Below are 13,723 nucleotides of genomic sequence, written 5' to 3' on the forward strand. Positions count from 1 at the left end.
AGTGCCCAGTCAGGCGGGCTTGCGCGCCTCGGCCAGCATGGTCATTTCGGGGATCATCTCGGAGACGCCGACCGCCTCGAAGCCGGCGCGTTCCAGTGACGACAGCAACCAGCCTTCGTCAAGCGACCGCGCCCTCGGGGTAAAGGCGGTGTGCTGCAACTGCCAGAGCGCAGCCAGTTTCGGCCCCGTCCGGTCGGAATGCACCACGAAGTCATGGACCAGGAACAGACCACCGGGGTTCAGGCGCTCCATCGCCGCGCGGATCAGCCCGTGATGCGTGACGCCCGGCACGCCCGAAAACAGGTAGGACATCAGGATCACGTCCTGCTCGCCGGGCCAGTCGGTTTCCAGCGCGTTGCCCTCGATATAGGTGATGCGGTCCGACAGGCCGGCCTTTTCGACATAGGACCGGCCAAGCGCCGCGACATTGGGGAAATCGACGATGGTCGCGGATAGCTCGGGGTTGGCCTTGCACATCGTGATGGCGAACGCCCCCGTGCCGCCGCCCACGTCGAGCAGGTGTTTCGCGCCCGACAGGTCCAGCCGTTTCACCAGTTGCCGCGCGGGGCCGAGCGACCCCGCATGCTGGCTTTCGGAATAAAGCCGCGCCTCGTCCGCGTCCGCGAACCACTCGGCATAGGACGCCGTCGCCTCCTCGGGCAATTTGCCGGTCAGCGCCTCGTCGATCTGGTCCAGAAGGCCGTACATCTGGCGCCCGACCTGAAGGCGCAGGTAATCGCCGAAATCATATTTCGCGCCTTTCACCAGAAAGGCCTCGGCGGCCGGGGAATTGGCGTAAAGCCCCTGCCCCTGCGGTTCGACCAGCCCCAACCCCGCCAGCGCCGTCAGCAGGGTTTCCGCCCGGTCCGTGTCAAGCGCGCTGGCCTTTGCCACCGCCCCGGCATCCGCCGACCCGCCCGCAAGCGTCGTGAAAACCCCATGCTCCAGCGCGGCGAACAGCGCCTTCGATCCCATGAATCCAAAGGCAATCTCGGAAATCTCGTCGGCACTGGTCAAAACGGTCATACCTATCCCTCGCTCCTGCTGATGCAGCGGGGATAGCAGCCGGCGGAGGGATGTTCCACCAGCGACATGGGTCATGTCGTTTTCAGACCGCGCGAATGCTTAAAACTCAGGCGAAAAGCTCGTGACAGAGCTCCAGCGCATCAACCAACGCATCGACTTCGGCCTCGGTGTTGTACATCCCGAAACTGGCGCGGCAGGTCGCGTTGACCCCCATATGCTCCATCAAGGGCCCGGCGCAGTGCTGGCCCGCGCGCACCGCGATGCCGCGCTTGTCGAGCACGGTCGAGATGTCATGCGGGTGCCCGGCCCCGTCTATGGTGAAGGAAAAGATCCCGCCTTTCGACGCCGATTTCCCTTGCACCTGAAGCCAGTTCAACCCATCGAGGCGCTGCCGCGCATATTGCGTCAGGTGGCGTTCATGGGCGGCGATGTTCTCCATCCCGACGCCCATCATGTAGTCCAGCGCGACGCCAAGGCCGATCTGCTGGACGATACCGGGCGTCCCCGCCTCGAACTTCATCGGCGGGTCGTTGTAGATCACGGTGTCTTTCGTGACCTCGCGGATCATGTCGCCCCCGCCGAGGAAGGGGCGCATCTCGTCCATCACCTCGCGGCGGATGTGGATCGCGCCGGACCCGGACGGCCCGTAAAGCTTGTGGCCCGTGATGGCGTAGAAATCCGCGCCGAGCGCGTCGAGGTTCACCGGCATGTGCACTGCGGCCTGCGAGCCGTCGATCAGCACGCGGATACCCCGCGCATGGGCGGCGTCGATCACCGGTTTGACGTCGAACACGGTGCCCAGAACGTTCGACATATGCGACAGAGCGACCAGCTTGGTGCGCGGCCCCATCGCATCGATCACCGCCTGCGGGTCGAGATCGCCATTGGCGTCCACATCCACCCATTTCAGCACCACGCCCTGCCGTTCGCGCAGGAAATGCCAGGGCACGATATTGGCATGATGCTCGGCCACGCTCAGGATGATCTCGTCCCCGGCCTGCAGATGCGGCATGGCCCAGCCATAGGCGACAAGGTTGATCCCCTCGGTCGTGCCCGAGGTGAAGACGATCTGTTCCTCGTCCTTGACCCCGAGGAACCGCGCGATCGTGCCGCGCACCGCCTCGTATTTCTCGGTCGCGAGGTTCGACAGGTGATGCAGCCCGCGATGAACGTTCGCATATTCCATCGAATAGGCCTGCGTGATCGCGTCGATCACCACCTGCGGCTTCTGCGCCGAGGCCCCGTTGTCGAGGTAGACCAGCGGCTTGCCGTTCACCTCGCGGGAAAGGATCGGGAAATCGGCCCGGATGGCGTCGATATCATAGGTCATGTCGGACCTCCTGTCGGCACGGTCGCAAGGCCCAGCATGGTCAGGATCAGGCTGAGCGCGAAAAGAATGGCAAAGCCCGAAACGACGGTCATCGCAAAGACCAGCCCGAGCGAGGTGAAGCCGTGCAGCACGCTGACGAAATTCACAAGCAGCCAGAAGAACAGCGCAATGGCGAGGATGGTGATCAGGCCCGCGACGGGCGGAATGATCAACAGCGCGCCGATCTGGACCAATTGCAGCAGGTTGAAGATGAACTGCAGCCAGATGACCAGCAAAAGCGCCTCTTCGAAACGGCCATTGCCGCCAAAGACGCGCCCGATCCGGTGCATCGCGTGGGCCATGATGAACAGGAACGCCGCCTGGACCAGACCCAGCGAGATGACCGAGTTCTGCAACGGCCCGGTCAGGGGACCGTTCCCCGGCAGTTCCGCCAGCAGCGCCACCACCTCGCCCAGCAAGAGCGAGATCACGACGACAATGGCAAACATCAGCCACAGCACCTGCGTCGTCGGTGCAAAGGACAACACGGTCACGGCCCCCTCGCGCGGGTTCGAGATCGTGTCGCGCGCAAGGCGCAACAAGCGGCCGAGATTGGCCAGATCGCTCATTGCGGTTGCTCCACCCCGGTGTAGGTTTCGGCCTCGCGCAGGGCGATCGTCCAGAACCCCAGGAACACCACGGCCAGGATCGCGCCCGTTGCCGTCTGCGCCGGACCCGGCCCGATGAAGCCCGAGACAAGCCCGTAAAGCAGCCAGGCGGGCGTCGCGCAAAGCATGCTCCAGAACAGCGCCAGCCGTGCAGAATACCACGAGCCCTTGCCACCGAACGGCATGGCCAGAAGATGGCTGATGGCCGCAAGGATATAGGCGAAGATCGGCATCCACAGGATCCACGCGAACAGCGCCCCCCCGATCCGCGCGTCTAGCGGCACGGACGGATCAAGATAGGCCTGCCGTGACAACAGCGGCCATTGCGACACGAAGATCAATCCGCACGCCAGCATGAGAAAGAACAGCGCGCGGTCTTCGCGCTGTCCCATGTCCAGCAGCTTGCGCATCACCCGCCGTGGACTGCGCCACGTTGCGGCGATATCGCCTGTCAGGCTCATCGCATCACCCCTGCCGCCGCCGCTCCAGCCAGTTTTCCAACCGGGTGCGGATGTCGTCCTGAAGGCGTTCGTCCTCGATTTCCTCGATGGCCTCGGCGAGGAAGGCCAGGACCAGCAGGTCGGTCGCCCGGCTTTCCGGCACCCCGCGCGAGCGCAGGTAGAACAGCGCCGTGTCGTCGATCGCCCCGGTCGTGGACCCGTGCGAGCACTGCACGTCGTCGGCATAGATCTCCAGCTCGGGCTTGCCCTGGAACGAGCTGTCCTCGTCCAGCAGCAGCGCCTGGCTGATCTGGTAGCCATCGGTTTTCTGGGCGTCCGGCTTCACCAGGATCTTGCCCTGGAACACCCCCTCGGCCCCGTTGCGCAGCACCTTCTTGAACACCTGACGGCTTTCGCAGCGCTGCGCATCATGGGTGATGAACACCGTGTCGTCGTGGTGAAAATCACCCGAGGCGCCATCGCCCATCGCAGCGCCCGCGACATGGGCCACGGCATCGTCGCCGGTCATCTCGATGACATGCTCGTTGCGCGTCATGACGCCATTGGCGGTCAGGGTGAAGGACTTGTAGGTCGACTCCTGCCCGAGGCGCGAGAACACATGCGTCGCGGCCCGGCGTTCATGGTCGCGGCCCTGCGTGCGGACATGGTGGAAACGGCCCGTATCGGCCACTTCGACCTCCATGCACTTGTTGAACCGCGCGGCGGCGGGGCCGCTTTCCAGCACGGTAACCTCGGCCCCCTCTTCGACCTTCACCAGGTGGTGCAGGATCGCGTCCGAGGTCTCATCCTCGTGCAGGTAGATCAGGTGAATGGGCTTGGCGGCCTTGCCGGTTGCCCGGATCGCAATGCCATCGGTCGCGAAAGCCGTGTTCAGCGCGGCCAGCGGGCGGGCCACGGGCGTCTGCCCCCGGGTCTCGAGCACGCCATAGAGGTCGCGCACCCAGTGGATGTCCTTGGCCATCGCGTCGGACAGGCGCGTGATCTCGACACCATCCATCGCCAGATCATCCGACTGCGCGGGATCGAACACCCCATCGACGAACACGATCCTGAGCCGCTCGATCTGGTCGAAGGCCGGGGCTTCATCCTCGTATTTGAAAATCGCCGCACGCGGCGCGACCGGCTGGGTCAGGCTTTCGGGGTTGGTGAATTTCCAATACTCGTCACGCCGCCCCGGCAGCCCCATGCCGCGTACGCGCGTCAGGGCGTCGGCGCGCGCCTCGGCGGCCCATCCGGCCTCACCCTCGGGCAAGGTCAGGGCGTCGAGCCGTGCATCGGTCGTGTTCTGCTTGACTTGCGCCAGCGCCATCAGGCCACCTCCCCGAGGATATCGGCATAGCCGTTGTTCTCGACTTCGAGAGCCAACTCCGGGCCGCCCGTCTTTACAATGCGACCATCGGCCATGATGTGCACCACGTCGGGTTTGATGTGATCCAGCAGGCGCTGGTAGTGGGTGATGACAAGGAAAGCGCGGCCTTCGTCGCGCAGCGCGTTCACACCCTCGGAGACAAGCTTCATCGCGTCCACGTCGAGCCCCGAGTCGGTCTCGTCGAGAATGCACATGGACGGCTCCAGCATCGCCATCTGCAGGATTTCGTTGCGCTTTTTCTCACCACCCGAGAAGCCGACATTTACCGGGCGCTTCAGCATGTCCGCGTCGATCTTCAGCGTCTTGGCCTTTTCCCGCACCAGCTTGAGGAAATCGCCGGCGCTGATCTCGTCTTCGCCGCGCGCCTTGCGCTGCGCGTTCAACGCGGTGCGCAGGAAGGTCATGTTGCCCACGCCAGGGATCTCGACCGGATATTGGAACGCCAGGAACAGGCCCGCTGCCGCGCGCTCTTCCGGCTCCATCTCCAGGATGTCCTCGCCGTCGAGCGTCGCTTCGCCCTCGGTGACCTCGTAGCCGTCGCGGCCCGACAGGACGTAGCTGAGGGTCGACTTGCCCGACCCGTTCGGCCCCATGATGGCGTGCACCTTGCCCGCCTCGACGGTCAGGTCCACACCCTTGAGGATCTGCTTGTCCTCGTCTTCCAGTTTCACGTGCAGGTTCTTGATCTCGAGCATCTTTTTCTCCTCGTCTGCCGCGCCACCCGGCGCGGACTGGACATGATCTTTGACGTTTGACGCGGTCTCAGCCGCGCCGGTCGGATGTGTTTGCCGCGCGATTGCGCGTTGGGGTGGCGGGATCGCCGCCGCGGGTCATCGGGCTGTTGGCGCGTCGGCCCAGAACCGCGCGCACGCGGCCCGAGTCAAAGCTCAGGTCCATGCGCCGGACCAGTTCGCGCACATGATCGGCAATCTGGGGGTCGGACACCCGCGTCTTGCGCAGCGTTTCATTCCTCATGGCAGGATCCTCGGGTTTGTCAGGCCAGAACGACGGCCGTGCCGCTGGCGGACACCATCAGCATGTTGTTGATCACCTCGTAATCGAGGTCGACGCCCACCACGGCGGTGCCGCCGATATCGCGGGCGCGATCTTCCATCTCGCGCAGGGCGGTTTCACGCGCGCGACCCAGTTCCTGTTCATACGCGCCGGAACGACCGCCGATGATATCGGTGATCCCGGCAAAGAGGTCGCGGAACACGTTTGCGCCCAAGATGGCCTCGCCCACGACGATGCCCTTGTATTCGGCGATCTGGTGCCCTTCGACACTATGCGTTGTGGTGGTGATCATATCGGCAACTCCTCAAACTCAATCGGCCCGCACGTCATCCGGCAGGCGGTCGGCATAGGCCTCGGGGGTGCTTTCGGGCACGCAGCCCCGTTCGACGAGCCGGTCCAGCAGCGCCAAGGCAAGGCTGTGGCTGTGATAGACCGCGCCGGCTAGCACGCATTGATGCATCAGCGCCTCGTCCGAATACGTGTCGAGCCGCGTGATATCACGCAGGTAGACGCCATCCCCGTCGATCAGCTGGTCATTCGCCCGCCGCTTGCGCAAGCGGTGCGCCTGCGAGTTGGGGACCGGGCGGGCCTTGTTGAACAGGAACTTGTGCAGGCCAAACCCCATTTCCATCAGGGCACTGTCCACCCCGCCCAGCATCGGCTCGCCCTCGTAAAGCCGCAGGTAGCGCAGCTCGGTGATCACCGCGAGCGCCGCGCCCAGAACCTTTTGCGCGCCTTGAAAAACCGCGACCTCGCCGCCCTGAATGTCGATCTTGAGCAGATCGACCGGGCCGAGATCCTCGAAATCATCAAGGCGCATGGTCTGCATCGGGATCTCTCGGGCGACCGCGCCCCAGCGTTCCCGCTGCATAAGCTTGCCGGTCGGCGTGTAGGGCGGATGCACCGAGGAAAACCCGCTGGAGCGATAGAGGCGGAAGGTGCAGTTCTCTCCGTCACCCACGGCATTGGGGTAGTAGATCTCATGCGCGCTGGCATTGGCCTTCAACTGGGCGAGCGCCTCTTCATTCGGCTCGAACCCGATCACCTCGCAGCCGCCCATGGACAACAGCGCGGCATAGGGCGCCTCGTTGATGCCATTCGCCCCGACATCGGCGATGCGGGTCAGGCGCGACAACGGCAGCACGTCGAGAAGGAAGGCGGTCAGCGCCGCCTCCCCTGTCTGCGTTTCACCCGACGGTGCAGATGCCGCCAGCTGGGCCATCAGCCAACGCTGCCTTCCAGCGAGATGGCGACCAGTTGCTGCGCTTCCATCGCGAATTCCATCGGCAGCGCCTGCAACACTTCGCGGGCGAAGCCGTTGACGATCAGGGCGACGGCCTCTTCCTCGTCCATGCCGCGCTGGCGGCAATAGAACATCTGGTCGTCATCCACCTTGGAGGTGGTCGCCTCATGCTCCACCCGGCTGGAGTTGTTCTTGACCTCGATATAGGGGACCGTGTGCGCCCCGCATTTATCGCCGATCAGAAGACTGTCGCACTGGGTATAGTTGCGGCTGTTCGTGGCCTTGGGGTGCATCGAGACAAGGCCGCGATAGGTGTTCTGCGCCTTGCCCGCGCTAATCCCCTTGGAGACGATGCGCGACTTGGTGTTCTTGCCCAGGTGCACCATCTTGGTGCCGGTGTCGGCCTGCTGCATGTTGTTGGCGATGGCGATCGAGTAGAACTCGCCCTGGCTGTCATCGCCGCGCAGGATGCAGGACGGGTATTTCCACGTCACGGCCGAGCCGGTTTCGACCTGCGTCCACATCACCTTGGAGCGATCACCCCGGCAATCGGCACGCTTGGTGACGAAGTTGTAGATGCCGCCCTTGCCGTTCTCGTCGCCCGGATACCAGTTCTGGACGGTCGAATACTTGATCTCGGCATCTTCCAGCGCGACCAGTTCCACGACCGCCGCGTGCAGCTGGTGGGTGTCGCGCATCGGTGCGGTGCAGCCTTCGAGGTAGCTGACATAGCTGCCCTTGTCGGCAATGATCAGCGTGCGCTCGAACTGGCCGGTGTTTTCCGCGTTGATGCGGAAATAGGTGCTCAGCTCCATCGGGCAGCGGACGCCCGGCGGCACGTAGACGAACGATCCGTCGGAAAACACGGCGCTGTTGAGCGTGGCAAAGAAGTTGTCCGAGATCGGAACAACCGAGCCGAGGTATTTCTTCACAAGCTCGGGATGGTTCTTGATCGCCTCGGAGATCGAGCAGAAGATCACGCCGGCCTGTTCCAGTTCCTTCTGGAAGGTCGTGCCGACCGACACGCTGTCGAACACCGCGTCCACGGCGACCTTGCGGCCCTCGGCGGGCGCATCCTCGGCGCCCTCCACCCCGGCCAGGATCATCTGTTCCTTCAGCGGAATGCCCAGCTTTTCATAGGTCCGCAGCAGCTCGGGATCGACTTCATCCAGCGATTTCGGCTTTTCCGCGAAGGACTTGGGCGAGGCGTAGTAATACTGGTCCTGGTAGTCGATGGGCGGGTAGTTGACCATCGCCCAGTCGGGCTCGTCCATCTTCTTCCAGCGCTTGAACGCCTGAAGCCGCCAATCGGTCATCCATTCCGGCTCGCCGTTCTTTTCCGAGATGAGGCGGACGATGTCCTCGTTCACGCCCTTGGGCGCATAATCCATCTCGATGTCGGTTTCCCAGCCGTACTTGTACTTGCCACCAAGGGCCTGCACGGCCTCGACGGTTTCGCGCTCGACGCCTTCTTTGACTTCGGTTTCAAGTGCGGTCATCGCCACCTCCGATGGGCCGGCGGATTGCCGGCCAGACTGTTCATTCATGCCGGCCCCGGACCGCCTCGTTTCCTCAGGGTGCGCATGATGCGCCCCTGCCCTGATCGGCGGCCCTCGGGCCATTTGCAACGCGGCAAACTACCTGCCCCGCGCACGGAAACGGTCATACGCCGCCCCCCAGGCCTCGGCGAAGGCCAGGACCTCCGCCTCGGTCGTGTCGGGCCCGAGAGAGACGCGGATCGCGCAATCCGCCTCGCCATCGGTCAGTCCCATCGCGCGCAACACGTTGCTCGACCGGACCTTGCCCGAGGAACAGGCCGATCCCGCCGAAATGGCGAAGCCGGCCAAGTCCATCTGCATAACCTGCGTCTCGCCTTTCCACCCCGGCGTCACGATGCACGAAGTGTTGGGCAGGCGCTGGCTGCCTTTCCCGACAAAAATAGTATCTTTTGTCCGAAGGTCCAGAGTACTTTCTAGAATATTTCTAAGTTTGTCCAGCCGCTCGGCAAGCCCGGCTTCCAGATCTTGTTGTGTGGCTTGGGCCGCCGCCCCAAATCCGGCAATGCCGATCAGGTTTTCGGTGCCGCTTCGGCGGCCCATTTCCTGCCCGCCCCCCCGAATCCGCGCCTCCACATCCAGCCCGCGCTTGAGGATCAGCGCGCCGATTCCCTTCGGCCCGCCGATCTTGTGGGCCGAGATAAGCGCCATCTCGACACCCGACCAATCGAAGGCCAGGGGGATCTTGCCAAAGGCCTGTGTCCAGTCGCTGACGGCCAGCCCCTCGGGCAGTTCCTGCAAGATCCCCGTTTCGGAATTCGCCACCTGAAGCGTACTGCGCGCCGGGTCCGTGACCGCAACCCGGCCATTGGCATCGACCGGCAGATCCTCCGTGATCCACGACCGCACCGCGTCATGCTCGATCGCCGCGCCGTGCAGGCCCCGCCCCGCCAGGGCCAGCGCGGCGGCCTCGGTCGCGCCGGAGACGAAAACGATATCGGCGGCCTGCGCGCCTATCGCCTCGGCGATCTGGCCGCGCGCGCGTTCCATCAGCCCCTTGGCGGCCCGCCCCTCGGCATGGACCGAGCTTGGATTACCGACGAGATCCATCGCCCCGATCATCGCCGCGCGCGCCTCGGGACGCAGCGGCATGGTCGCATTATGATCAAGATAGACGCGGGCCATCGGCGCTCCTTTGCAACGGGCGCCACGGCGCCCCCGACACATCTAGGAAATGTCCCCGCGCCCTTCCAGCGTGGCCGCGCGGCTTGACCCGCTCAATCCTCGTCGACGACCTGGAACAGGTTCGGCACCGCCGGGCAAGGCGTCAGATCGTTGCGCACGACGTCGGACAGGCGCGTCTGGTGGAGAAACACGTACACATGCGCGCTCAACCCCTCCCACAGGCGGTTCGTCATGCTTTGCGCCCGCGACCCCGACACGCCCCCCGAGGCCCCGGCCCCGGTATGCAGCGCGCTGACCGTTTCATCGACGGCGGCAAAGATATCGACTGCGCGGATTTCGGACGGCGGATGCGCCAGGCGATACCCCCCGCCCGGGCCGCGCACCGATTGCACGAGCCCCGCCCGGCGCAGCTTGACGAAAAGCTGTTCGAGATAGGGCAGCGAGATATCCTGCCGCTTAGAGATGTCGGACAGCGGACTGAGTTTCCCTTCCGGCTGAAGCGCAAGGTCGACCATCGCGACCATCGCGTAGCGGCCCTTGGTGGATAGTTTCATGTCCTGCCCCCCGCATGACTGGGGCGCGACAAACGCCCCTGAACTGCCCGCGATGATTGACCTTTCGGCCCGTCACGCTTAACTGCCATGACACCGGATCGCGGCGAGGAGTGCCGTATGCCGGAATTGCTGTGGTTTAAGGGAGCGGCAGCGACCCCGTCAAGACGACGGCAGGCCGCGCGCCCCGCACGAGGGAGAACTTGATGCCCGAGGTGATTTTCCCCGGCCCCGAAGGCCGGCTTGAAGGCCGTTATCATCCTCAGAAGGTCAAGGACGCCCCGATCGCCATCATCCTGCACCCGCACCCCCAGTTCGGCGGCACGATGAACAACCGGGTCGTCTACAACCTGCATTACGCGTTCCACGAGATCGGCTTCACCGTCCTGCGCTTCAACTTCCGCGGCGTGGGCCGCAGCCAGGGCGAATACGACCAGGGCGTGGGCGAATTGTCCGATGCCGCCTCGGCGCTGGATTACCTGCAATCGATGAACCCCAATGCCAAGCATTGCTGGGTCGCGGGCTTCTCGTTCGGCGCGTGGATCGGGATGCAGCTTCTGATGCGGCGCCCCGAGATCACCGGCTTCATCAGCGTGTCGCCCCCGGCGAACATGTACGATTTCTCGTTCCTCGCGCCGTGCCCCTCCTCGGGCCTGATCATCAACGGCTCGGCCGACCGTTTCGCCAAGCCGCAGGATACCCGCATCCTCGTGGACAAGCTGCACGAGCAGAAGGGCATCACCATCACCCATGAAGAGATGGAAGGCGCCGGTCACTTCTTCGAGGATCCCTACATGGACCCGATGATCGAGACCGTGCAGACCTACGTGAAGCGCCGCCTGACCGAGACGACGCGCTGAAGGACCCAAGCCGATGAGTGTCATCACCGAGAACCTTGCCGACAAGCTGGCGCAGGACGTCATCAAGGCGAGCGAGGAAACCGGGGATGAGCAGCTGATCGACGAGATTGCGCGCGCGCTCGGCACCTCCTCCCCCACGACCGAGGAGATGTTCCGCACCTTCGTCCGGGTGCGGCTGGCTGAGCAGCGCGCGCGCCGCCTTCTGGCGCAGAAACTGGCCAGGCATCAGGCCAGCACGGCCCCCGAACCGCAAAGCTGACGCCCGTTTTTTCGGCGGAGTCCCTCAGACGCGCTTCGCTCAGGGCATAATTGGTATGCAACGGCATACATAGCTTTCCTCCCTCGCGATCATCGGCTACAGACGGCGCGACTCCCTAGCACCGGACGAGGCACAAGATGACCAAGATCAAGGTCGAAAACCCCATCGTCGAAATGGATGGCGACGAGATGACCCGCATCATGTGGGCCTTCATCAAGGACAAGCTGATCCTGCCCTACCTGGACGTGGATCTGCTCTACTACGATCTGGGCATGGAATCGCGCGATGCGACCGATGACCAGATCACCATCGACGCCGCCGAGAAAACCAAAGAGGTCGGCGTTGCCGTCAAATGCGCGACCATCACCCCCGACGAGGCCCGCGTCGAGGAATTCGGCCTCAAGAAGATGTGGCGCAGCCCCAACGGCACGATCCGCAACATCCTGGGCGGCGTGGTTTTCCGCGCCCCGATCATCTGCCGCAACGTGCCCCGTCTCGTGCCCGGCTGGACCAGGCCCATCGTGATCGGCCGCCACGCCTTCGGTGACCAGTACCGCGCGACCGACATGAAATTCCCCGGCCCCGGCAAGCTGTCGATGAAGTTCGTCGGCGAAGACGGCACCGTGATCGAGGAAGAGGTCTATGACGCCCCATCCTCGGGCGTGTTCATGGGGATGTACAACCTCGACGACTCGATCCGCGATTTCGCCCGCGCCTCGATGAATTACGCGCTGAACATGGGCTGGCCGCTCTATCTGTCGACCAAGAACACGATCCTCAAGCAATATGACGGGCAGTTCCTGCAACTCTTCCAACAGGTCTTCGAAGAGGAGTTCGAGGACAAGTTCAAGGAAGCGGGCATCTGGTACGAACACCGCCTGATCGATGACATGGTCGCCTGCGCGATGAAATGGAACGGCGGCTTCGTCTGGGCCTGCAAGAACTACGATGGCGACGTGCAGTCCGACACCGTGGCCCAGGGCTTCGGCTCGCTCGGGCTGATGACCAGCCAGCTGATGACCCCCGATGGCAAGATCGTCGAGGCCGAGGCGGCGCATGGCACCGTCACCCGCCACTACCGCCAGCACCAGGAGGGCAAGGCGACCTCGACCAATTCCATCGCGTCGATCTACGCCTGGACCGGCGGGCTGAAGCACCGCGCGAAACTGGACGGCAATGCCCAGCTCAAGACCTTCGCCGAGACGCTGGAACGCGTCGTGGTCGAAACGGTCGAGGCCGGGGACATGACCAAGGACCTCGCCCTTCTGGTCGGCCCCGACCAGAAATGGCTGACGACCACCGGTTTCCTCGAAAAGGTCGACGAGAACCTGAACACGGCGCTCGCTGGCTGATCGACCGAGGGGGCGGGGTTTTCGCCCTGCCCCTTTGGCGCGGCGCTGACCAGCTGCCGTCCTGGCCCCACACCCCGCCGAATAACCCGTCCCCGGGTTCTTCATGCCCGGCGCGGTCGGCCGTGTATTCACCTCTTCCTCGGGCGGTCCGGGATAAGCCAGCCCAGCATTTGCCCCTTGCGCTTTCGCTGCATCGCGGAAAAAAGCACCCCATGGCCGAACCGCAGGATTCCCTGACCCACACGCTGCTGGAGGATGCGCAAGCCTTCCTCCTCGGCACCGCCATGTGCGCGCTCGGGCTGCAGTTTCTTACCCATCTGGGCCTCGTCACCGGCCAGACCGCGGGCCTTGCCGTGCTGGTCAGCTACCTGACCGACTGGTCCTTCGGCGCGGTTTTCTTCGTGGTGAACCTGCCCTTCTACCTTCTGGCGATCCTGCGCATGGGCTGGCGCTTCACGCTCAAGACGGTGATCGCCGTGGCCCTCGTCTCCACCCTGTCCGAGATCTTCCCGGCGCTCATCTCCTTCGACCGGCTCGACCCGGCCCTCGGCGCGATGCTTGCCGGCGGCACGATCGGGCTCGGCCTCATCGTCCTCTTCCGCCACGGGGCGTCCTTGGGCGGGATCGGCATCCTCGCTCTCTTCCTGCAGGATCGCGTGGGCATCCAGGCCGGATGGGTACAGCTGGGCTTCGACGCGGCCCTGTTCGCGACCGCGGCCTTCGCGATCGACCCCGTGCTGGTGGGCTGGTCGCTTCTCGGCGCCGTGGTGACGAACCTGATCGTCGCCACCAACCACCGCAAGGACCGCTATATCGGGCGCTGACCCGCCCCTTCATCTTGGCCGAAAAACTCCCGCCGGAGGCATCAGCGCCGAGGGGGGCTCAAGGCCCCCCGAGGCGCTCGCCCGGGCGACGTCGCAGACGGCGCAA

The 13,723-nt window shown here is 64.3% G+C and carries 16 protein-coding genes; 4 read left to right on the plus strand and 12 right to left on the minus strand.

Translation table 11 applies throughout. The features are described from left to right. Positions 1-9: 9 nt before the first annotated feature. The 12 genes from KUV65_RS03340 to KUV65_RS03395 all read right to left on the minus strand — a co-directional run bounded on the left by KUV65_RS03340 (position 10) and on the right by KUV65_RS03395 (position 10,325). Positions 10-1,026 carry a methyltransferase gene (locus tag KUV65_RS03340; RefSeq protein WP_222187505.1) on the minus strand — a complete coding sequence of 339 codons (1,017 nt, stop codon included), beginning with the start codon at positions 1,024-1,026 and terminating at the stop codon, positions 10-12. A gap of 106 nt (positions 1,027-1,132) precedes the next feature. Continuing rightward, complete coding sequence (locus KUV65_RS03345) at positions 1,133-2,356, minus strand: cysteine desulfurase (RefSeq protein WP_222187506.1); 1,224 nt, start codon at positions 2,354-2,356, stop codon at positions 1,133-1,135. Continuing rightward, a complete protein-coding gene (locus KUV65_RS03350; RefSeq protein WP_222187507.1) occupies positions 2,353-2,964 on the minus strand; it encodes a Yip1 family protein in 612 nt (203 codons plus the stop codon). The genes KUV65_RS03345 and KUV65_RS03350 overlap by 4 nt, the downstream gene beginning before the upstream one ends. Next, complete coding sequence (locus KUV65_RS03355) at positions 2,961-3,464, minus strand: hypothetical protein (protein WP_222187508.1); 504 nt, start codon at positions 3,462-3,464, stop codon at positions 2,961-2,963. The genes KUV65_RS03350 and KUV65_RS03355 overlap by 4 nt, the downstream gene beginning before the upstream one ends. 4 nt (positions 3,465-3,468) lie before the next feature. Beyond that, positions 3,469-4,773 carry a Fe-S cluster assembly protein SufD gene (sufD, locus tag KUV65_RS03360; protein WP_222187509.1) on the minus strand — a complete coding sequence of 435 codons (1,305 nt, stop codon included), beginning with the start codon at positions 4,771-4,773 and terminating at the stop codon, positions 3,469-3,471. Beyond that, positions 4,773-5,528 carry a Fe-S cluster assembly ATPase SufC gene (sufC, locus tag KUV65_RS03365; protein ID WP_222187510.1) on the minus strand — a complete coding sequence of 252 codons (756 nt, stop codon included), beginning with the start codon at positions 5,526-5,528 and terminating at the stop codon, positions 4,773-4,775. Before sufC ends, sufD begins: the two co-directional genes overlap by 1 nt. A gap of 67 nt (positions 5,529-5,595) precedes the next feature. Next, positions 5,596-5,808, minus strand: a complete 213-nt coding sequence (locus KUV65_RS03370; protein ID WP_222187512.1) for a hypothetical protein — start codon at positions 5,806-5,808, stop codon at positions 5,596-5,598. Positions 5,809-5,827: 19 nt separating this feature from the next. Further along, a complete protein-coding gene (locus KUV65_RS03375; RefSeq protein WP_222187514.1) occupies positions 5,828-6,139 on the minus strand; it encodes a heavy metal-binding domain-containing protein in 312 nt (103 codons plus the stop codon). Between the two features lie 18 nt (positions 6,140-6,157). Next, positions 6,158-7,069 carry an FkbM family methyltransferase gene (locus KUV65_RS03380; protein ID WP_222187516.1) on the minus strand — a complete coding sequence of 304 codons (912 nt, stop codon included), beginning with the start codon at positions 7,067-7,069 and terminating at the stop codon, positions 6,158-6,160. Next, on the minus strand, positions 7,069-8,589 hold the full coding sequence (gene sufB / locus KUV65_RS03385) for a Fe-S cluster assembly protein SufB (RefSeq protein WP_222187522.1): 1,521 nt from the start codon (positions 8,587-8,589) through the stop codon (positions 7,069-7,071). The genes KUV65_RS03380 and sufB overlap by 1 nt, the downstream gene beginning before the upstream one ends. A 138-nt stretch (positions 8,590-8,727) precedes the next feature. Further along, complete coding sequence (locus KUV65_RS03390) at positions 8,728-9,771, minus strand: cysteine desulfurase family protein (RefSeq protein ID WP_222187524.1); 1,044 nt, start codon at positions 9,769-9,771, stop codon at positions 8,728-8,730. Positions 9,772-9,863: 92 nt separating this feature from the next. After that, entirely contained in the window at positions 9,864-10,325 is a 462-nt protein-coding gene (locus KUV65_RS03395) for an Rrf2 family transcriptional regulator (protein WP_222187526.1), read from the minus strand. 203 nt (positions 10,326-10,528) lie between these two features. Between KUV65_RS03395 and KUV65_RS03400 the strand changes: the two genes are divergently transcribed. From KUV65_RS03400 to KUV65_RS03415, 4 genes are all read left to right on the plus strand, one after another. Next, entirely contained in the window at positions 10,529-11,182 is a 654-nt protein-coding gene (locus KUV65_RS03400) for an alpha/beta hydrolase (RefSeq protein ID WP_222187528.1), read from the plus strand. A gap of 13 nt (positions 11,183-11,195) precedes the next feature. Beyond that, positions 11,196-11,441 carry a hypothetical protein gene (locus tag KUV65_RS03405; RefSeq protein ID WP_222187530.1) on the plus strand — a complete coding sequence of 82 codons (246 nt, stop codon included), beginning with the start codon at positions 11,196-11,198 and terminating at the stop codon, positions 11,439-11,441. 137 nt (positions 11,442-11,578) lie between these two features. Continuing rightward, complete coding sequence (locus KUV65_RS03410; protein WP_222187532.1) at positions 11,579-12,793, plus strand: NADP-dependent isocitrate dehydrogenase; 1,215 nt, start codon at positions 11,579-11,581, stop codon at positions 12,791-12,793. A gap of 212 nt (positions 12,794-13,005) precedes the next feature. Then, entirely contained in the window at positions 13,006-13,617 is a 612-nt protein-coding gene (locus KUV65_RS03415) for a YitT family protein (RefSeq protein ID WP_222187534.1), read from the plus strand. Positions 13,618-13,723 lie beyond the last annotated feature (106 nt).

The sequence above is a fragment of the Maritalea mobilis genome (assembly GCF_019800885.1).
Taxonomy (GTDB): domain Bacteria; phylum Pseudomonadota; class Alphaproteobacteria; order Rhodobacterales; family Rhodobacteraceae; genus Roseibacterium; species Roseibacterium beibuensis.